Genomic DNA, 19,185 nt, shown 5'->3' with positions numbered 1-19,185 from the left:
AATGGCTGATCTTTTTGACAGCCCGCCTGACGGGAGCAACGTAAAGAGCGGCCCTCGGCCCTTGGCTGACAAGCTGAGGCCAAAGGCTTTGGGCGAGGTGATTGGCCAGCCCAAGGTGATCGGCCCCGATGCGCCGCTCACGGTGATGCTGGAGTCGGGCATGCTGTCCTCGCTGGTCTTTTGGGGGCCGCCCGGTGTGGGCAAAACCACGATCGCACGGTTGCTGGCCGATGAGACGGACTTGCATTTTGAACAGATCAGTGCGGTGTTCTCCGGTGTGGCTGATTTGAAGAAGGTTTTCGAAGCCGCCAAGCACAGGCACAGAAACGGGCAGGGGACGCTTCTGTTTGTGGACGAGATCCACCGTTTCAATAAAGCCCAACAAGACGGGTTTTTGCCATATATGGAAGATGGCACGATCCTTCTGGTGGGAGCGACAACGGAGAACCCGAGCTTTGAGTTGAATGCCGCTTTGCTGAGCCGTGCACAGGTTTTGGTGCTGGAACGGTTAGGGCTTTCAGACCTGGAATTGCTGGCGCAGCGGGCCGAGAAGGAACTGGGCCGCGCCTTGCCTCTTGACGGACACGCACGCGAGACGCTTCTGGAAATGGCCGATGGCGACGGGCGGGCCTTGTTGGGCCTCATTGAGCAGGTCAGTGCCTGGAAGGTTGAAGGTAAAATCGACCGTGAGGCTCTGGCCAAAAGGCTCATGCGGCGGGCTGCGAAATATGACAAATCGGGCGATGAGCACTACAACCTGATTTCGGCTTTGCACAAGTCGATCCGCGGCTCTGACCCTGACGCGGCGCTCTACTGGTTTGCGCGCATGTTGGAAGGCGGGGAAGACCCGCGCTTTCTTGCGCGCCGGCTCACACGGATGGCCGTGGAAGATATTGGGTTGGCTGATATTCATGCGCAGGATATGTGCCTGCAAAGTTGGCAGACGTACGAGAGGCTTGGCTCTCCTGAAGGGGAATTGGCCTTGGCGCAGGCGGTGGTTTATCTCGCGCTGGCGCCGAAATCGAATGCGACTTATGTGGCTTACAAAGCGGCGCGCAAAGAGGCCAAGCGCACGGGTTCGGAGCCGCCCCCCAAGCATATTCTGAATGCGCCGACATCGCTTATGTCGGATCAAGGCTACGGCGAAGGTTATGCCTATGATCACGATGCGCAAGACGGGTTTTCGGGGCAGAACTACTTCCCCGACACGATGAAGCGCCCTGTGCTTTATCAGCCAGTCGAGCGCGGCTTTGAGCGCGAGTTGAAAAAACGGGTGGACTGGTTTGCCAAACAACGGCTTTCCCGCAGCAAAACTTGACAAAGTCGCGCGCCCCTGTGACAGACCGCGCATGTTAACATCACTTCTTCAGGTTGCCCTTGGCGGGGCTATAGGCGCATCGGGGCGCTATTTGGTGGGCGTGGGCGCTGTGCGGCTCATGGGCCCCGGCTTCCCGTGGGCGACACTTGTTGTGAATGTGCTGGGCAGCCTTGCTATGGGCGCGCTTGTTGTGCTTCTGGTGCAAAAAGATGCAACCCGCATGGCACCCCTTTTGATGACCGGTCTTTTGGGCGGGTTTACCACGTTTTCGGCCTTTTCGCTGGATGCTGTCACGCTCTATGAGCGCGGGCAGATCGGGGCGGCGGCCGGCTATGTGACTGCATCAGTTGTGCTTTCTATTGGTGCACTGTTTGCGGGCATGGCCCTTATGAAAGGAGCCCTCCAATGAGCGGCGTTCAACATATTACCGTAGAAGTGGGCGAGGGCGATCAGCGCCTTGACCGTTGGCTGAAGCGGCGGTTTCCGTTGCTCAAGCAAGGGCAGATTGAAAAGATGTGCCGCAAGGGCGATTTGCGCGTGGAAGGCGGGCGGGTGAAAACCTCGACCCGGGTGGAAGAGGGGCAGTGCGTGCGCATTCCGCCGCTGCCACACAGCCCTGCGCCTGAGTATGACAAGCCCAGCAAGGTTTCGGAGGCTGATGCCAAACTCATTCGCTCTTGCGTGATTTACCGTGATGACCAGATGATTGTGCTGAATAAGCCTGCGGGCCTGCCGACACAGGGAGGCTCGAAGCAGACGCGGCATGTGGACGGGCTGGCCGAGGCGCTTAAGTATGATCTGGATGAGAAGCCACGGCTTGTGCACCGTCTCGACAAGGATACATCGGGTGTTCTGGTGCTGGCGCGCACACGGCTGGCGGCGAAGGCGCTGACCGAGGCGTTCCGTCACCGCGAGACACGCAAGATCTATTGGGCCGCTGTTGCCGGTGTTCCCAATCCGCGTATGGGAATGATCAAGTGGGGCCTCGTAAAAGCGGGTGGCCATGGTGCGAAGGGTGAGGGCGAGAAGATGATTTGCGTGCACCCTCGCGATGTTGCAAAGACCGAGGGCGCGAAGCGTGCCCAGACCGATTTTATGGTACTCGAAAACGCGGGCCAGCGCTGTTCCTGGGTGGCTATGGTTCCTGTGACGGGGCGCACCCACCAGCTTCGCGCGCATATGGCCGAGCTTGGCCATCCGATCATTGGTGATGGTAAATACGGCGGCTCGGGGCAAGAAAACCTTGGAGACGGTTGGGGGGCGCAGCTTGGTGGCGAGATCAGCAAGAAGCTGCACCTGCACGCGCGATACCTGCGGATCGAGCACCCCGAGACCAAGCAGGTTATGGAGTTTAAGGCAGCGATGCCCGAGCACATGACAAAGACTTGGTCCACGTTCCAATGGGAAGAGAGTGATACGCTGTCGGACCCGACTGAAGAGATGTCATGAGAGTTGTGATTTTTGATGTCGATGGCACGCTCGTCGACAGTCAGGACGATATTTGCGCTGCGATGGGCGCGGCTTTTGGCAGTATCGGGCAGGAGGCGCCGGGCCGTGCCGAGATATGCGCGATTGTGGGCTTGTCCTTGCCCGAGGCGATGCGGGTGCTTGCGCCGGAGTTGAGCGCGCATCATGTGGCTCTCGTTGAAGGCTACAAGGCGTCATACATGCAATTGCGAGCGGATAAGGGCACGGCGGAGTCTTCCCCGCTTTATGACGGGGCTTTGGAGGCTTTGGCGCGGTTGCACGCGGAAGACGAAACGCTTTTGGCCGTAGCGACAGGCAAGTCGCGGCGCGGGCTCACCAAGCTTTTGGAGGGCTACGGGCTGACCGGCTATTTCGTCTCCGAACAGGTGGCCGACCATCACCCTTCAAAGCCGCATCCTGCGATGCTTGAGGCTGTCTTGCGCGAGACGGGGCTTGCTGCGCATCAGGCTGTGATGGTGGGCGACACCCGCTTTGATATGGAAATGGCGCGCGCGGCAGGGATTGCCACTGTCGGTGTGCGGTGGGGCTATCATGACGCGAACACCTTGCAAGCGGACAAGCTCATCAGCCATTTTGACGAGCTGCATGCAGCCGTGAACGACTTACTGGGAGTGCCAGCATGAGCGAATGGAAACTTAAGCGCTTTTGGAGCGATGTGAGCATAAAGCCGGAGGCGGACGGATATTCTGTTGTGCTTGACGGGCGGGTTGTGAAAACTCCGGCGAAGGCGACTCTTGTTTTGCCAAACGAGGCTTTGGCGCAAAAGGTTGCCGACGAATGGGCCGCTGTGAAAGAAGAGATCAAGCCTGCGGATATGCCTTATACGCGTTCGGCCAATGCAGCGCTTGATAAAGTGGCGGTTCAGCACGCCGAGGTGGCGGGGCTGATTGCGGCCTATGCGGAGACAGACCTGCTTTGTTATCGTGCCGATTCGCCAGCCGAGTTGCAAGCGCGTCAGGCCGAGGCATGGGGTGTGCCTATAAAATGGGCAGATGAGACCCATGGAATGCCTTTCCGGATAGCGACCGGAGTTATGCCTGTCTCCCAGCCAGAAGAAACTCTTCAGCGTGCTTTGGAAATTAGCCAGAAAATGGACTCTTTCGCTCTGACGGGATTTCATGATCTGGTTAGCCTGACGGGTTCTTTTGTGCTTGGCTTGATGGCCGCAGAGGGCCATGGAGTGCCTGAAAACCTGTGGAATATATCAAGAATCGATGAGACTTGGCAGGTAGAGCAATGGGGCGTTGATGACGAAGCGGCTGAATTGGCTGAGACAAAAAGAACGCAATTTTTACATGCTTACAATTTTTTCCATCTGAGCGCCGCAGGCAAATCTTGAGACCTAACATCAAGGAAATCAAAGGGAATTCGATCACTTGTTAAAGGACTTTTTACAAGTGCTAGTCTTGACCTTTGCCTGAAAATGCGAACAAACTTGTCGCCATTGGAGGGGTAGCTCTCCGAAAAAATCACCCTGGTTTGGGAGAACCGGGATAAACCGTCTGCTCAAAGGCGGACAATCAGGAAGAGGTAATCATGAAAAAAACCGTATTTCTTGGCGCGCTTACAGTCGCAGGCCTTGCGGCTGGTGTAGCTGCTGCCGGCACGCTTGACGATGTTAAAGCACGTGGCAAGCTGAACTGTGGTGTAACCACAGGTCTTGTTGGCTTTGCTGCGCCAGATGCAAACGGCGAATGGAACGGCTTTGACGTTGCAGTCTGCCGCGCTGTTGCCGCAGCTGTACTGGGCGACCCGACAGCCGTTGAATTCGTACCGACAACAGGCAAGACACGCTTTACAGCGCTTGCCTCGGGCGAAATCGACATGCTCGCACGTAACACCACATGGACATTCTCGCGTGACGTGGACCTTAAGTTCACTTTCACAGGCGTTAACTACTATGACGGTCAGGGCTTCCTTGCTCCGAAAGCACTGGGCGTAAGCTCGGCCAAAGAGCTTGATGGCGCGACTGTCTGCATCCAGACAGGCACAACGACAGAGCTGAACCTTGCCGACTTCTTCCGCGCAAACAACATCAGCTACCAGCCAGTGCCAATCGAAACAAACGCCGAAGCGATCCAGCAATACACAGCTGGCGCATGCGATGTTTACACGACAGACGCATCAGGCCTCGCGGCTTCACGCGCAACATTTGAAGCACCAGGTGACCACGTTCTGCTGCCGGAAATCGTATCCAAAGAGCCACTCGGCCCGCTTGTTCGCCACGGCGACGATGAATGGGCAGACACAGTGCGCTGGACGCTTAACGCTCTGATCACAGCTGAAGAGCTCGGTGTGACATCAGCCAACATCGGCGAAATGTCAGCCGCTGCCGGCAACAACCCCGAGATCAACCGTTTGCTCGGCACAGAAGGCAACTTGGGCGAAATGCTCGGCCTGCCAGCTGACTGGGCTGCCAAAGCGATCATGGCAAGCGGTAACTATGGTGAAATCTTCGAGAAGAACATCGGTGAATCAACACCGATCGGTCTGGCTCGCGGTCTCAACGCACAGTGGACAAACGGCGGCCTTCTTTACTCGCCCCCCTTCCGCTAAAATTTGACTGGAAAGGGCGCGGTTATTCCGCGCCCTTTTCGTATCTTCTCTAACCACGACCAAACGACAAAAATAAGAGACTGGTGACCCTGCACGCAACGACGTGACTTTAGATGGGAACCAGCCAACAACAGGGACGTCCTTGATGACGACACTTACCGACCCACCAAAGGGTGCGTTTCGGCTCTCGATGCTTCTCAATGATACGCGCTACCGCTCGTTTACGTTTCAGGGCATCGCGCTTGTTTTGCTGATTGTAGCTGTTGCCTATCTGGCAAACAATCTCATGACAAATCTGCGCGAACTCGGGCTGAATATCAGCTACGAATTTCTCGGAAGCCCCGCGGGCTATGACATCAACCAGACGCTGATTGACTATGACAGCCAGTCAAGCAACTTGCGGGCAGCTTTTGTCGGTATTCTGAATACCTTACTTGTGGCCTTTCTGGCCTGCATCACAGCCACCTTTTTCGGGGTGATTGCAGGGGTTCTGCGCCTCTCAAATAACTGGCTCGTGCGCAAGCTTATGGCTGTTTATGTCGAGATATTCCGCAATATTCCTGTTCTGATCTGGATCATCATTATCTTTACGGTGCTGACTGCCGTGCTGCCGGGCGCACGCTCTTATCTTGGGGAAGATCCTGAAAAAGACCTGTTGTTTGGCTACTTCGCGCTCACCAACCGCGGGATCTATGCGCCTGCACCGATCTGGAACGCAGGATCCGGGGTTGTGGTTGCGGTATTTATTGCATCGATCATAGGTGTTTTCGGATATCGCCGGTATGCTACGAACCTCTTGTATTCAACGGGCAAGCTTCTGCCTATGGGCTGGCCAACGCTCGCGTTGCTTATTGTGCCTACAGTTCTTGCCTTCTTCATTATGGGGCAGCCCATCGGCCTTGATGCGCCCGATCCGCTTGCCAACCGTTTCAACCTGAGGGGGGGCATCCAGATTGGCGCGCCTCTGATTGCGCTATGGTTTGCTCTTTCGATCTACACCGGTGCGTTTATCGCTGAAAACGTGCGTGCGGGTATTCAGGCTGTTTCGAAAGGACAGACCGAAGCTGCCGCAGCGCTTGGCTTGCGGCCTAGACGGATTATGAATCTTGTGGTTCTGCCTCAGGCGCTTCGGGTCATCATTCCACCGCTGATTTCAAACTACCTCAACATCACCAAGAACACCTCACTTGCGATTGCTGTGGGCTATGCCGATATCACCGCGACACTGGGAGGCATTACGCTGAACCAGACTGGGCGGGCGATTGAATGTGTTTTGCTGCTGATGTTGTTCTATCTCGTGATCTCGCTGGGGATTTCAGCGCTGATGAACGTCTACAACAACGCCATGAAAATGAAGGAGCGCTGAGCCATGTCAGATACACATTCAGAATCTGTCGCCTTTGTGCGCGATACTTTCATCCCCGAACAGCCAGCGCCGAGCTCGGCCACCGGTGTTGTGAAATGGTTGCAAGACAACCTTTTCCCGACATGGCTCAACGGGCTTCTCACTGTTGTGTCTATTTTCGTGATCTACAAGCTTCTTGCATCGACAATGCCGTGGATGCTGAACGGGCTTTGGAACACAGAGAGCCTTGCGGCTTGCCGTGAAGTTCTGGATGGCACGACGGGCGCTTGCTTTTCAGTGATTACCGAACGCTGGAACCAGTTGCTCTTCGGGTTCAAATATCCGCAAGAGGAATACTGGCGGCCCTTACTGGCTTTTGGGCTGATGTTTGTCGCTCTGGCACCAGTGCTGTTCTTTGACTTGCCGCGCAAGCTTTTGATCGTGACAGCGTTGTTTCCCTTTGCGGCCTATTGGCTCATTTGGGGCGGTGCGATTTACACGCCGCTTTTGGCGCTCGCGGGCTTTGTTGTCGGGTATTTCGTCTATGCCGCGTTTGTGAAGGGAAGCTTTGCAACAGGTTTCTTTGGCGGAATTGCGGCGGCTCTTGTCGTCTGGATCATCGGCGGAATGCTTATTCCCGAGGGAGCAAATGATACCGCGATGCTGAAAGCGGTGCCAAGCCGTGACCTTGGCGGTTTCATGCTCAACATGATGCTCGGATTGACCTGTGTGTCACTCTCTGTGCCATTGGGGATCGCCTTGGCGCTTGGACGACAGTCAGACTTGCCACTGATCAAGATCATTTGTGTGGTTTTCATCGAGTTTGTGCGCGGCGTACCGCTGATCACGCTCTTGTTTGTGGCCAACGTGATGCTGGCGTATTTCTTCCCACCCGGTTCTGGTGTGGATCTCTTCCTGCGCGTGGTGATCATGATCACCATGTTCTCGGCGGCCTATATCGCCGAGGTGATCCGTGGTGGCCTCGCAGCTTTGCCGAAAGGTCAGTATGAAGCCGCCGACAGCCTCGGCCTTGATTACCCGCAAGCCATGCGTCTGATCATCCTGCCCCAAGCGCTCAAAATCTCTATTCCGGGGATCGTGAACGTGGCGGTGGGCCTGTTCAAAGATACCACACTGGTTTCGGTGATTTCCATGTTCGACCTCGTCGGCATGATCCGCGGCCCGATCCTTGCCTCGACCGATTGGAACGGCGTTTATTGGGAGCTCTTCATGTTTGCTTCCGTCCTGTTCTTTGTCGTTTGCTACGGCATTTCACAATATTCGCAGTGGCTAGAACGCCGTCTTGCGACAGATCATCGTTAAAGGGAGGGCTCAGGCAATGACCGAGACCGCAAAAATGAAAGTGTCCGACGAAGTCGCGATCAGCATCGAGAATATGAACAAGTGGTATGGTGCGTTTCACGTGCTGCGCGACATCGACCTGACAGTTTATCAGGGTGAGCGCATCGTGATCTGTGGGCCGTCAGGCTCGGGTAAATCCACGCTCATCCGCTGCATCAACGCGTTGGAAGAGCACCAGCAAGGTAAAATCGAGGTGGACGGCACGCTTTTGTCATCCGATCTCAAGAACATCGACAAGATCCGCTCCGAAGTCGGCATGTGCTTTCAGCACTTCAACCTCTTTCCGCATCTGACGATTTTGGAAAACTGTACGCTGGCGCCGATCTGGGTGCGTAAAACGCCCAAGAAGGAAGCGGAAGAGACAGCGATGCATTTCCTTGAGAAGGTAAAGATCCCCGATCAGGCCAACAAGTATCCCGGCCAGCTTTCAGGCGGTCAACAGCAGCGAGTGGCGATTGCCCGTTCGCTCTGCATGAAGCCACGGATTATGTTGTTTGACGAGCCGACATCTGCGCTTGACCCCGAGATGATCAAAGAGGTGCTCGACACAATGATCGAGCTTGCCGAAGAGGGCATGACGATGCTTTGCGTAACGCACGAAATGGGCTTTGCCCGTCAGGTTGCCAACCGCGTGATCTTCATGGACCAAGGCCAGATTGTTGAACAGAACGAGCCTGAAGAGTTCTTCAACAACCCGAAATCAGACCGCACGCAGCTGTTCCTCAGCCAGATTCTCGGTCACTGAAGCACTGATACATGCGACAATGAGGGCGGGGGCCAAGCCTCCGCCTTTTTGCTTTGCCCCTATACAAACGGTGCAAAAGGCTTTAAACGCGGGCGCTTGACCAGACCTTTAGCCCAAAGCAGGCCCTCCCTTGAAAAATGCCCTCTCCCAAGCGCTTGAAACGCGCGGATACGACACGCTCACTCCCGTTCAGCTTGCGGTTACGCAGCCAGAGCTAGAGGGCGTTGATATGCTCGTCTCGGCCCAAACGGGGTCAGGCAAAACCGTGGGCTTCGGCCTCGCGATTGCGGGAGCAGTTCTTGGTGATGCCGAGGCCTTTGGCCCTGCATCCGCGCCTCTGGCTCTGGTGATTGCACCAACGCGCGAGTTGGCGCTTCAGGTGAAGCGCGAGTTTATCTGGCTTTATGGCAACACCGGCGCGCAGATTGCTTCCACCGTCGGTGGGATGGATATGCGCGACGAACGGCGCGCGCTTGACCGTGGTGCGCATGTTGTTGTGGCCACACCGGGCCGCCTGCGCGACCATATCATGCGCGGCAGCATTGACCTTTCGGAGCTGAAGGCTGTTGTGCTCGATGAGGCCGACGAGATGCTCGACTTGGGCTTCCGTGAAGACCTTGAGTTTATTCTTTCCGAAGCGCCTGAAGAGCGCCAGACGCTTTTGTTCTCGGCAACTGTGCCAGCAGCCATCGCCAAACTGGCGAAAAGCTACCAGAAAGACGCTGTGCGCGTTGAAACAGTGACTGAAGAAAAGCAGCACGCCGACATTACATATGAAGCGCTCAATGTAGCGCAACGCGATGCAGAAAACGCAATTATAAACGTGCTGCGCTATCATGAAGCGCCGAACACGATCATTTTTGGCAACACCCGAGCGATTGTAAACCGCCTCACCACGCGGCTTTCAAACCGTGGGTTTGCTGTTGTGGCACTGTCGGGCGAGCTGAGCCAATCCGAGCGCACCCATGCTTTGCAAGCGATGCGCGACGGGCGTGCGCGGGTTTGTGTGGCGACAGATGTTGCGGCGCGGGGCATCGACCTTCCCAAGCTCGACCTCGTTATTCACGCAGAGCTTCCCAATAACCACGAAACATTGCTGCACCGCTCTGGTCGCACAGGCCGCGCAGGACGAAAGGGCACCTCTGTTCTGATCGTGCCACCCAAGGCGCGCAAAAAGGCGGAGCGGCTTTTGAGCTGGGCCAAATTGCAGGCCAACTGGGCAGAAGCACCCTCGGCGGATGCGGTGCTTGAGCGTGATGCGGAGCGTATGCTGGCAGACCCTGCGTGGCTTGAGCCTGTGCCGGAGTCCGAGGCGGCACGCGTGAGTATGTTGTCTGAGGCCTTCACATCCGAGCAGCTCGCCGCGGCCTATCTACGTCTGTATCAGGAACACCATTCTGCACCTGAAGATCTGGCCAATTCCGGCGCATCCGAGCCGCGCGCGCCGCGTGAGCCGTTTGGCCCAAGTGTCTGGTTTGCACTGGCGGGTGGGCAAAATGCAGGAGCCGAGCCACGCCGTGTGTTGCCAGCCGTTTGCACAGCTGGGGGGCTCAACAAAACCGATATTGGAGCCATCCGCATTGGTGCAGATGAAAGCTACATCGAAATTCGCGAAGCCAGCGTTGCCAGCTTTCTTGGTGCGTTGGGTGACGGCATGAACGTGGAGGGTGCGAAGATCAGTAGGCTTGATAAAGCGCCTGATCTGGGCAATCTGCCCAAGCCAGCTTTCAAGCCGCGTGAAAGCAAGCCGCGTTATGATAAACCGCGCGGTGACAAGCCGCGCTACGACAAGCCCAAGGGCGATGGACCGCGCGGTGACAAGCCGAGCTATGACAAGCCCAAGTATGATAAACCAAAAGGTGACAAGCCGCGCTTTGATAAACCCAAAGGTGACGGTCCACGCCCGAGTAAGCCAAAGGGCGAAACGCCTTGGGGCGAGAAGCCACGTTATGACAAACCTAAAGGCTCCGCGCCCTCGAAGCCAAAGCGGCCAGAGGACACGCGCCCCAAGGGAGTGGTGACCGAACCGAAGAGAGCATCTGCCAAAAAGCCCGCAATGAAGAACGCGAGTAATCCGAGCGAACGGATGGACTTCAAAGGTAAGAGCGGTTCAAGCAAGCCCGCGCGTGGCCGTGATGCGGGCGCAGCCGAGGGCGGCAAGCCACGTTGGAAAACCGCAGGCAAGAAAGGCCCGAGCGATGGCATAGCTCCATCTAAAGGCAAGCCGAATTCAAAGAAAAACAAAGCCCGCCGTGCAGCTGGTGAAGGCACGGCCAAAGGCGGCGCAGCTGCGCCCAAACGCAAGGGCTGATAGGTTTCAGGGGCGCTTGATGCGGTTTATATGACCCATCTTGCGCCCTGCCTTCACCTCGGATTTTCCATAGAGGTGCAGAGCGACATCGGGCGCTTTGGCCAGTTCCGGCACACGGTCCATATCGTCACCGATTAGGTTTTCCATCACCACATCAGCATGGCGTGAGCCGTTGCCCAACGGCCAGCCCGCCACTGCGCGGATGTGCTGTTCAAACTGATCAACAGTGCAGCCGTTTTGCGTCCAGTGACCCGAGTTGTGAACGCGTGGCGCGATTTCGTTGACGATAAGACCTTGAGGCGTGACAAAAAGTTCAACGCCCATTACGCCGACATAGTCCAGCGCATTGAGAACGCGCGCAGCCAGCAAGACCGCATCGGTGCGCATACTGGCCGAAATTTCGGCAGGCACAGTCGTTGTGCGAAGTATGCCGCCTTCATGAACATTTTCGCCGGGGTCATAGCAGGCCACTTCGCCAGACGGGCCACGCGCGGCGATGATGCTGATTTCGCGGGTGAAGCTGATGAAGCCTTCCAGAACCGAGGGCGCATTGGCCATGGCCGCCCATGCGGGAGCGATATCGGCCTCCGTTTCAAGGCGTGCTTGGCCTTTGCCGTCATAGCCGAAGCGGCATGTTTTCAGGATAGCGGGGAGGCCAACTTTGGCGACAGCAGCCCGTAGGTCTGCCTCGGAGTTGACGGGGGCATAAGGCGCGACTGTGAGGCCGAGACCTTTAAGGAAGTCTTTTTCGATCAGGCGGTCCTGAGAGACGCGGAGCGTCTCGCGGGAAGGATGAATGGGGCGGATCGCTTCAAGAGTATCGAGCGCCGACGTGGGGATATTCTCGAACTCGTAGGTGATGACATCGACGCTTTCTGCAAACTTGCTCAGGGCGTTCGCGTCTTCGTAGCTGGCTTGAAAATGATAGTTGGCCACATGGCTTGCGGGGCAGTCACCACCGGGCTCGAACACACATGTTTTGAAGCCGAGCCGTGCGGCAGCGACTGAGAGCATGCGGCCAAGCTGACCACCACCCAGAATGCCGATTGTGCTGCCTTGAGCGAGTGGTTCAGTCATCTGTTGGCTCCTCGGGAATAGAGGCAGAGAGGCCCTCGCGCCATGTATCAAGCCGTGTGGCCAAGGCCGCGTCTTGCAAAGCAAGAATGCCCGCGGCCATGAGGCCCGCATTGGCGGCTCCGGCTGCGCCGATGGCCATTGTGGCGACGGGAAAGCCCTTGGGCATTTGGACAATGGAATAGAGGCTGTCAACGCCTGAAAGCGCCTTGGTTTGAACCGGCACGCCGACCACTGGCAGACGGGTCTTGGAGGCCATCATGCCAGGCAAATGCGCAGCACCCCCTGCGCCTGCGATGATGACGTGCAATCCGCGCGCGGCGGCATCTTTGCCATAGCTCCAGAGGCGGTCTGGCGTGCGGTGGGCAGAGACAATCTTTGTCTCGTAAGCCACGCCCAATTCGTCCAGAATTGTCGCGGCTTCTTTCATGGTGGCCCAGTCTGACTGGCTGCCCATGATGATACCTACTTTAACGCTCATGATCTGGCTCCGATCCTTAGGAAGCGCGCACTATAGGCGCTTTTGGGGGCTGTGCAATGCTCGCAGGCTTCAAGCAATGATATCGGGGAGGAGCCTGTCTTCGATCCGCGAGATCTTGTCTTTGAGCCGAAGTTTCTGCTTTTTGAGACGGCGGATGGTGAACTGATCAGCTGTGCCTTTGTCAACCATCGCCTCGATTGCTTCGTCCAGATCGCGGTGTTCGCGCTTGAAGACTTCCAGCTCAAAGCGCAGCACGTCTTCGTTTTTCATTGAGATGTCATTGGGGGCATTCATGAGGGCGGTGATTCCATTGGAAACGGTAGCCCTTAAGATACTGATTTATTGCATTTTCGCAAAGCTCTTGCAGAGCGGGGCCTGCTTTCCCATATTATATTTCAGACGGTCGCCAAAACGGGGCCGTAAAATACACACTGTCGCTAAAGCAAAAGGGCGTGTCATGAGTAAACTTACCTTGGGGTCACACCCCTACCTTCTGGGCTTTGAGCAGCTGGAGCGCCTTTTGGAGCGTACGGCAAAATCGGGCAATGAGGGATATCCACCGTTCAATATCGAGCAGACCTCGCGCAACTCCTATCGCATTACTCTGGCTGTGGCCGGCTTTGCGGAAGAAGATCTTGCGATCACGATCGAGGACAAGCAACTCGTCATTCGCGGGCGCCAGGGCGAGGAGAGCGACGAGCGCATCTTCCTGCACCGTGGCATCGCGGCGCGCCAGTTCCAGCGCAGTTTTGTGCTGGCTGATGGTGTCGAAGTGGGCGAGGCCCTTATGGAAAACGGGCTTTTGCACATTGATCTCGCACGGGCAGAGCCAGAGCAGGTTGTGCAGACCATCAAGATCAAAGTGGCCTCAAAATAAGGAAGGGTGAGAAATGAACACACCATATAAATTTGACAACGACACCACGCACCCGATTGTTTATGTGCGCGAAGTGGCTTTGAAAGACTTACCCGATGACGTGCGCGCGCAAGTGACGGGGACTGAAAAGATATATGCCGTGCATGACGCAGAGGGCGAACGCCTCGCGCTTGTGAAAGACCGCAAACTAGCCTTTGCGCTCGCGCGCCAGAACGATATGACACCCGTGACAGTTCACTAAGTGGCTAGCGGTTCACGGCTGTAAAGGCCGAGGGTACGGGAGGGCAGCTTGCTGTGCCTGAGGCCGTTTCAAAGCTCAAAGGCAGTGTTTCGCTTTCGCGGCCTTTACCACCTTTAACCACATCAAAATGCAAGTGCGGCGCTGTAGATTGGCCTGTGTTTCCCGAGTATCCGATGAGTTCTCCGCGTTTGACAGTTTGGCCAAGCGTAACCTCAGCGCCACCTTGGCGGAGATGGAAATACTGGGCAAGCGTGCCGTCCTCATGTTTGACTACAATGTAATTGCCATCATTGCGATAGTTGCCCGTTGCACCGCCTGTTGAGGAGTCTTCCTTGAGATCAACAATCAGGCCTTCGCGCGCGGCGTGAATGGGTGTGTTGACGGGCATCAGAAAATCTATCGCAAAGCGCGCACTTCCGTGATGTGTGAAACTGCCATAACAGCTTTGGGTCACGGGGAAGGTTGCACCTGCGGCGTAAGGCAGACGATAGTGATAGTTTACATCGGGCACAGAGCGATGATCTCCGCGGTTCCAATCAAATTGGTAGCGGTATGACCAAGGCGCAGCTTTGACAGAGCCAAATCCGGCAAGCTCGGTGCGTGTTCCGCCTTGCAAGACGAAAGGCCCGTCATTCCCCGAAAGGCGGCGCAGGTTTTCAAGCTCGACCGAAAGTTTGAGAGTGACGGCAAGAAGAGGGTAGCGGTTTTCGACAAAAAACGTCACGCCGCTGTCTGTCTGAACGGCCTCAAGGCAGACTTTGCCCTGATAGTCGTCGCAGGAGATATTGGCCCATGCGGGGGTGCTTATGAAGAAAGCAGCCACAAAACCGAAAATTGATGAAATGCGCATGCTTTACTCCAGAAACACTGCGCGAGTAGAATGGCCAGTTTCGGCTGCAGGCTCAAGGCATCGTTTGAACGGAGCGTGCGCATGGTAAGAAACAAGGCGCGGAGCTTGTGCTTCCGCGCCCTGTTATGTGTGAGTTGGTGCTCTTACTGTGCTGCGATAAGGCCCATGCTTTCGAGTTTGAGCAGAACTTGATGGGCGCAGTTGTCGACATCGACATTCTCTGTTTCTACGCTGAGTTCCGGGTTCTCGGGCACATCGTAGGGGTCTGAAATACCTGTGAATTCCTTGATTTTCCCCTCGCGTGCGAGCTTGTAGAGGCCTTTGCGGTCTCGGCGTTCGCACTCTTCAATGCTTGTGGCCACATGCACTTCCACGAAAGCGCCGAATGCTTCCACATCTTCGCGTACGGCGCGGCGGGTGGTGGCATAGGGCGCGATGGGAGCGCAGATGGCGATGCCGCCATTTTTTGTGATCTCGCTCGCCACATAGCCGATGCGACGGATGTTCAGGTCACGGTGTTCTTTAGAAAACCCCAGTTCGGAGCTGAGATTTTTGCGCACGATATCGCCATCAAGCAGTGTGACTGGGCGGCCGCCCATTTCCATGAGCTTGACCATGAGGGCGTTGGCGATGGTCGATTTGCCAGAGCCGGAGAAGCCTGTAAAAAACACGGTGAAACCTTGCTGGCTGCGCGGTGGGCGGGTTTTACGTAACTCGGAAACCACTTCGGGGAAGGAGAACCACTCGGGAATTTCCAGACCTTCGGCCAGACGGCGGCGCAGTTCTGTGCCGGAGATATTAAGGATCGTGACATCGTCTTTGTCTTTGATTTCGTCCATCGGCTCGTATTGCGCACGCTCGGCGACCCAGACCATATGTTTGAAATCAACCATCTCGATGCCGATTTCGTCCTGATGCGCACGGAAAAGCTCCTGAGCGTCATAAGGGCCGTAGAAGTCTTCGCCTGCGGAATTTTTGCCGGGGCCTGCATGGTCGCGGCCAACGATGAAGTGTGTGCAGCCGTGGTTGGCACGGATGAGGCCATGCCAGACTGCCTCGCGCGGACCCGCCATGCGCATGGCCAGATTAAGCAGGCTCATCGAAGTTGTGGACTGCGGGTATTTGTCGAGCACGGCCTCATAGCAGCGCACGCGCGTGAAGTGATCAACATCACCTGGTTTTGTCATCCCGACAACGGGGTGAATGAGCAGGTTGGCCTGGGCTTCGCGCGCGGCGCGGAAAGTCAGTTCCTGATGCGCGCGGTGGAGCGGATTGCGGGTTTGGAAGGCGACTACCTTGCGCCAGCCAAGTTTGCGGAAATAAGCGCGCAGTTCGTTGGGTGTGTCGCGGCGGCCGCGGAAATCGTAGTGAACGGGCTGCTGGATACCTGTTACGGGGCCGCCAAGGTAAATTTTGCCGGCCTGGTTGTGCAAGTAGTTCACCGCAGGGTGCGCATCATCATCGGCGCCAAAAACTTTTTCGGCTTCGCGGGCCTTATTCGGCTCCCAGCGGTCGGTGACGGTCATGGTTGCGAGGATCACACCTTCTTGGTCGCGCAGGGCAATATCTTGTCCAAGCTCCAGGCCCTTTGCAAAATCTTCACTCACATCGAGTGTGATCGGCATTGGCCAGAGCGCACCGCTCTCAAGGCGCATCTCTTCTACAACACCGTCGTAATCAGCCTCGGTCAGAAAGCCTTTAAGTGGGTTGAAGCCCCCATTCATGAGAAGTTCCAGATCGCAGATCTGGCGCGGCGTCAGGTCATGGCTGACCAGATCGGCAGCCTCCACTTTCAGCTTCTGGGCGCTCTCGTAGGAAACATAGAGCTCTGGGATCGGGGCAAGGTTGGGTGCAAACATAAGTACTACTCTATTTTAAGGCCGCATGCGTATGGGACGGCTCGTTTTATAAGGGTTGCGGGCAGCTATTACAGTTGATGGGCAATTTTCAAGCCAAAGGGTGTCATTCTTATGAAAATTGGCTGCGGTGAGCCATTTGTGGCGCAGCCGCGAGGTGAATATGGTGAATAAAAAATTTCTGGACAGATGTGTCCATTACGCAGAAGATCACATCTAAGAAACGGGAGAGTCGCGTTCGGTTTGTCGCGTCTTTAAGGCGCTCGGGGAGAGAAAACATGAAGTCGCATTATCGTGTTGTGGTTATTGGTGGTGGCGTTGTGGGAACTTCGGTTCTCTATCACTTGGCCAAATTCGGCTGGAAGGATGTCTGCCTATTGGAGCGCTCGGTGCTCACGGCTGGCTCGAGTTGGCACGCCGCAGGTGGTTTCCATGCACTTAATGCCGATCCGAATATAGCCTCGCTTCAGGCCTACACGATTGACCTATTTGAAGAAATACAGGCTGAGAGTGGGCAGGATATAGGCCTTCATATGACTGGGGGTCTCACGCTTGCAGGCACGCCAGACAGGTGGGAGTGGCTACAATCGGCGTATCGCACCTTTCAGAGTATCGGGATTGAGGACTGCCGCCTTGTCACCCCCCAAGAAGCAGGCGAACTTTGCCCGATCATGTCAACCGAGGGCATTCTGGGTGGCATGTGGGCCGATCGCGAAGGCTATATCGACACGACAGGCACGGTGCATGCCTATGCCGGGTCAGCCAAAAAACGTGGCGCAAGCATCTTTGAGCACACCAAGGTCGAGAGCCTCGAGCAGACTGCTGATGGCTGGCGGGTGATCACCGACAAAGGCGAGATCACTTGCGAACATGTGGTTAACGCGGCTGGTCTATGGGCCAAGCAGGTGGGCCGTATGGCAGGGATCGAGCTGCCTGTTGCGCCGCTGAAACACCACTACCTCATCTCCGACACCATCCCGCAACTTGAAGAGATCGACTTCGAAGTGCCGATGACGGTCGACCTTGAGGGCTTTACCTATCTGCGTCAGGACCAGAAGGGTGTTTTGCTTGGCATCTACGAGATCAACCATGAGCATTGGGCGCTGGATGGTGCGCCTTGGGACTATGGTATCGAGCTTTTTCAGGAGCAAACAGACCGTATTGAAACCGAGCTGACCCTTGGTTTTGAGCGCTATCCTGCGTTGCAAGAGGTGGGCGTGAAAACTTGGGTCAACGGTGCCTTTACTTTTGCGCCCGATGGCAACCCGCTTGTTGGCCCCGTGCGCGGAAAGCCCGGCTATTGGTGCGCTTGTGCTGTGATGGCGGGCTTTTTGCAAGGCGGCGGGGTCGGTAAATCGCTGGCTGAGTGGATGATCAACGGTGAGCCAGAGGCCGATGTCTTCGGCATGGATGTGGCACGCTTTGGTGACTTTGCCGAGAACCGTCAGTTTATCAAGGAAACCACGGGGCAATTTTACACCCGCCGCTTTGTGATGACCTACCCAAATGAACAGCTACCTGCTGGTCGTCCGCTGAAGATGGCGCCTGCTTATTCGGATATGACCGAAGCGGGCTGCCGCTGGGGCGTAAGCTACGGACTTGAAGTGCCGCTCTACTTTGCGCCGAAAGACTTTGTCGAAACGCCGACACTCAAGCGTTCGAACGCGCATGACATCGTGGCAGGCGAGTGCAAAGCCGTGCGCGAGGCAGTGGGCCTTCTTGATATCGCAGGCTTCTCGCGGTTTGAAGTGTCGGGCGAGGGGGCCGAGGCCTGGCTTGATCATATCATGGCCTCGAAGCTGCCCGCTGCGGGCCGTGCGCGGCTTGCGCCGATGCTTTCGGAAACGGGCCGGCTCAAGGGGGATCTCACCGTCTTTAACTGGGGCGACGGGACGTGGTGGATCATGGGGAGTTACTACTTGCGCGAGTGGCACATGCGCTGGTTTGAGGACCACATGGGCGAAGACGTCAACCTGTGTGATGTCTCGGACGCGATGGTTGGATTTTCCCTTTCGGGGCCAAACTCCCGCGAAGTCTTGGAAAAGCTCACCGTCGATGCCATCGGTGATCTGGGTTTCATGGGCTGCGGGACTTATGACTTGGGCCTGCTCAAGTGCAAGGTCGGGCGGCTTTCGGTCACGGGTGAGCTTGGTTATGAAATCCATTGCTCCGCGGCCGAGCATATCACTCTGCGCAAGATGCTTCTTAAGGCCGGTGCAGATCTCGGGATACGCGAAATCGGTTTCAATGCGCTGCTTTCCCTGCGGCTTGAAAAGAGCTTCGGCATCTGGAGCGGCGAGTTTACCCAAGGCTACACGGCTGCGCAAACGGGCATGGACCGGTGGATTGACTGGGACAAAGATTTTGTCGGCAAAGCCGCTGCACAGGCCGAGCAAAACGGCAAGGGTCCTGCGCAAAAACTGGTGATGTTGGAAGTGGAGGCGAATGGGGCAGATGCGAGTGGCTATGAGCCGATCTGGTCGGGCGATGCGCTTGTCGGGTTTGTCACCTCGGGAGGCTATGGCCACTCGATGGGCAAATCTTATGCCATGGCGATGGTGAACAGTGATCTGACTGTGGAGGGCACAGAGCTTATGGTGCATGTCGTGGGAGCCGAGCGTGCCGCAAAGGTTATCGCAGCGTCGCCCTATGATCCTGCTGGTAAAGCGATGCGAGGCTGA

General features: G+C 56.4%; 18 protein-coding genes. 13 read left to right on the top strand and 5 right to left on the bottom strand.

Translation table 11 applies throughout. The features are described 5' to 3' along the window. Nucleotide 1 precedes the first annotated feature (1 nt). The 10 genes from OE750_RS16525 to OE750_RS16480 all read left to right on the top strand — a co-directional run bounded on the left by OE750_RS16525 (nt 2) and on the right by OE750_RS16480 (nt 11,125). Entirely contained in the window at nt 2–1,318 is a 1,317-nt protein-coding gene (locus tag OE750_RS16525) for a replication-associated recombination protein A (RefSeq protein ID WP_263765414.1), read from the top strand. A gap of 31 nt (nt 1,319–1,349) precedes the next feature. Further along, entirely contained in the window at nt 1,350–1,727 is a 378-nt protein-coding gene (gene crcB / locus OE750_RS16520) for a fluoride efflux transporter CrcB (RefSeq protein WP_263765413.1), read from the top strand. Further along, the gene (locus tag OE750_RS16515) at nt 1,724–2,767 is read left to right on the top strand and encodes an RluA family pseudouridine synthase (RefSeq protein WP_263765412.1); all 1,044 of its coding nucleotides are present in this window, start codon (nt 1,724–1,726) and stop codon (nt 2,765–2,767) included. The genes crcB and OE750_RS16515 overlap by 4 nt, the downstream gene beginning before the upstream one ends. Beyond that, nucleotides 2,764–3,429, top strand: a complete 666-nt coding sequence (locus tag OE750_RS16510) for an HAD-IA family hydrolase (protein ID WP_263765411.1) — start codon at nt 2,764–2,766, stop codon at nt 3,427–3,429. Before OE750_RS16515 ends, OE750_RS16510 begins: the two co-directional genes overlap by 4 nt. Continuing rightward, nucleotides 3,426–4,145, top strand: a complete 720-nt coding sequence (locus OE750_RS16505) for an ATP12 family chaperone protein (protein WP_263765410.1) — start codon at nt 3,426–3,428, stop codon at nt 4,143–4,145. Before OE750_RS16510 ends, OE750_RS16505 begins: the two co-directional genes overlap by 4 nt. A gap of 197 nt (nt 4,146–4,342) precedes the next feature. Next, entirely contained in the window at nt 4,343–5,362 is a 1,020-nt protein-coding gene (locus tag OE750_RS16500) for an amino acid ABC transporter substrate-binding protein (RefSeq protein ID WP_263765409.1), read from the top strand. Nucleotides 5,363–5,507: 145 nt separating this feature from the next. Further along, nucleotides 5,508–6,728, top strand: coding sequence for an amino acid ABC transporter permease (locus tag OE750_RS16495; protein WP_263765408.1), 1,221 nt, complete (start codon nt 5,508–5,510; stop codon nt 6,726–6,728). Between the two features lie 3 nt (nt 6,729–6,731). Beyond that, on the top strand, nt 6,732–8,030 hold the full coding sequence (locus OE750_RS16490; protein ID WP_263765407.1) for an amino acid ABC transporter permease: 1,299 nt from the start codon (nt 6,732–6,734) through the stop codon (nt 8,028–8,030). Nucleotides 8,031–8,046: 16 nt separating this feature from the next. After that, nucleotides 8,047–8,814: an amino acid ABC transporter ATP-binding protein gene (locus tag OE750_RS16485; RefSeq protein WP_263765406.1), complete on the top strand. Its 768-nt coding sequence runs from the start codon at nt 8,047–8,049 to the stop codon at nt 8,812–8,814. Between the two features lie 130 nt (nt 8,815–8,944). After that, nucleotides 8,945–11,125, top strand: coding sequence for a DEAD/DEAH box helicase (locus OE750_RS16480; RefSeq protein WP_263765405.1), 2,181 nt, complete (start codon nt 8,945–8,947; stop codon nt 11,123–11,125). Nucleotides 11,126–11,131: 6 nt separating this feature from the next. Here the strand turns inward: OE750_RS16480 and OE750_RS16475 are convergent, their stop codons facing one another. The 3 genes from OE750_RS16475 to OE750_RS16465 all read right to left on the bottom strand — a co-directional run bounded on the left by OE750_RS16475 (nt 11,132) and on the right by OE750_RS16465 (nt 12,974). Further along, on the bottom strand, nt 11,132–12,202 hold the full coding sequence (locus OE750_RS16475) for a 5-(carboxyamino)imidazole ribonucleotide synthase (protein ID WP_263765404.1): 1,071 nt from the start codon (nt 12,200–12,202) through the stop codon (nt 11,132–11,134). Further along, nucleotides 12,195–12,683: a 5-(carboxyamino)imidazole ribonucleotide mutase gene (purE, locus tag OE750_RS16470; protein ID WP_263765451.1), complete on the bottom strand. Its 489-nt coding sequence runs from the start codon at nt 12,681–12,683 to the stop codon at nt 12,195–12,197. The genes OE750_RS16475 and purE overlap by 8 nt, the downstream gene beginning before the upstream one ends. A 66-nt stretch (nt 12,684–12,749) precedes the next feature. Beyond that, entirely contained in the window at nt 12,750–12,974 is a 225-nt protein-coding gene (locus OE750_RS16465) for a YdcH family protein (RefSeq protein WP_263765403.1), read from the bottom strand. Nucleotides 12,975–13,137: 163 nt separating this feature from the next. Here OE750_RS16465 and OE750_RS16460 point away from each other — a divergent pair, with 163 nt between their 5' ends. Together OE750_RS16460 and OE750_RS16455 are read left to right on the top strand one after the other, a co-directional pair. Then, nucleotides 13,138–13,557: an Hsp20 family protein gene (locus OE750_RS16460; RefSeq protein WP_263765402.1), complete on the top strand. Its 420-nt coding sequence runs from the start codon at nt 13,138–13,140 to the stop codon at nt 13,555–13,557. A 13-nt stretch (nt 13,558–13,570) separates the two neighbouring features. Further along, nucleotides 13,571–13,798, top strand: a complete 228-nt coding sequence (locus OE750_RS16455) for a DUF1150 domain-containing protein (RefSeq protein ID WP_263765401.1) — start codon at nt 13,571–13,573, stop codon at nt 13,796–13,798. Nucleotides 13,799–13,802: 4 nt separating this feature from the next. On the opposite strand, the gene OE750_RS16450 is transcribed toward OE750_RS16455, so the two are convergent. After that, complete coding sequence (locus OE750_RS16450; protein ID WP_263765400.1) at nt 13,803–14,648, bottom strand: M23 family metallopeptidase; 846 nt, start codon at nt 14,646–14,648, stop codon at nt 13,803–13,805. A 143-nt stretch (nt 14,649–14,791) separates the two neighbouring features. After that, complete coding sequence (locus tag OE750_RS16445) at nt 14,792–16,507, bottom strand: bifunctional sulfate adenylyltransferase/adenylylsulfate kinase (RefSeq protein ID WP_263765399.1); 1,716 nt, start codon at nt 16,505–16,507, stop codon at nt 14,792–14,794. A gap of 275 nt (nt 16,508–16,782) precedes the next feature. On the opposite strand from OE750_RS16445, the gene OE750_RS16440 reads away from it, so the two are divergent. Beyond that, on the top strand, nt 16,783–19,185 hold the full coding sequence (locus OE750_RS16440) for a GcvT family protein (RefSeq protein ID WP_263765398.1): 2,403 nt from the start codon (nt 16,783–16,785) through the stop codon (nt 19,183–19,185).

Source organism: Lentibacter sp. XHP0401 (genome assembly GCF_025751535.1).
Lineage (GTDB): Bacteria > Pseudomonadota > Alphaproteobacteria > Rhodobacterales > Rhodobacteraceae > Lentibacter.
This window is presented reverse-complemented; position numbering and strand designations above follow the sequence as displayed.

What these genes read in the sequence shown, in the direction of transcription:
- OE750_RS16510 (WP_263765411.1), top strand. Translation starts at nt 2,764, where the DNA reads ATGAGAGTTGTGATTTTTGATGTCGATGGCACGCTCGTCGACAGTCAG.
- OE750_RS16455 (WP_263765401.1), top strand. Translation starts at nt 13,571, where the DNA reads ATGAACACACCATATAAATTTGACAACGACACCACGCACCCGATTGTT.
- OE750_RS16440 (WP_263765398.1), top strand. Translation starts at nt 16,783, where the DNA reads ATGAAGTCGCATTATCGTGTTGTGGTTATTGGTGGTGGCGTTGTGGGA.
- crcB (WP_263765413.1), top strand. Translation starts at nt 1,350, where the DNA reads ATGTTAACATCACTTCTTCAGGTTGCCCTTGGCGGGGCTATAGGCGCA.
- OE750_RS16445 (WP_263765399.1), bottom strand. Translation starts at nt 16,507, where the DNA reads ATGTTTGCACCCAACCTTGCCCCGATCCCAGAGCTCTATGTTTCCTAC.
- OE750_RS16450 (WP_263765400.1), bottom strand. Translation starts at nt 14,648, where the DNA reads ATGCGCATTTCATCAATTTTCGGTTTTGTGGCTGCTTTCTTCATAAGC.
- OE750_RS16475 (WP_263765404.1), bottom strand. Translation starts at nt 12,202, where the DNA reads ATGACTGAACCACTCGCTCAAGGCAGCACAATCGGCATTCTGGGTGGT.
- OE750_RS16465 (WP_263765403.1), bottom strand. Translation starts at nt 12,974, where the DNA reads ATGAATGCCCCCAATGACATCTCAATGAAAAACGAAGACGTGCTGCGC.
- OE750_RS16525 (WP_263765414.1), top strand. Translation starts at nt 2, where the DNA reads ATGGCTGATCTTTTTGACAGCCCGCCTGACGGGAGCAACGTAAAGAGC.
- OE750_RS16500 (WP_263765409.1), top strand. Translation starts at nt 4,343, where the DNA reads ATGAAAAAAACCGTATTTCTTGGCGCGCTTACAGTCGCAGGCCTTGCG.
- OE750_RS16485 (WP_263765406.1), top strand. Translation starts at nt 8,047, where the DNA reads ATGACCGAGACCGCAAAAATGAAAGTGTCCGACGAAGTCGCGATCAGC.
- OE750_RS16515 (WP_263765412.1), top strand. Translation starts at nt 1,724, where the DNA reads ATGAGCGGCGTTCAACATATTACCGTAGAAGTGGGCGAGGGCGATCAG.
- OE750_RS16490 (WP_263765407.1), top strand. Translation starts at nt 6,732, where the DNA reads ATGTCAGATACACATTCAGAATCTGTCGCCTTTGTGCGCGATACTTTC.
- OE750_RS16495 (WP_263765408.1), top strand. Translation starts at nt 5,508, where the DNA reads ATGACGACACTTACCGACCCACCAAAGGGTGCGTTTCGGCTCTCGATG.
- OE750_RS16505 (WP_263765410.1), top strand. Translation starts at nt 3,426, where the DNA reads ATGAGCGAATGGAAACTTAAGCGCTTTTGGAGCGATGTGAGCATAAAG.
- OE750_RS16460 (WP_263765402.1), top strand. Translation starts at nt 13,138, where the DNA reads ATGAGTAAACTTACCTTGGGGTCACACCCCTACCTTCTGGGCTTTGAG.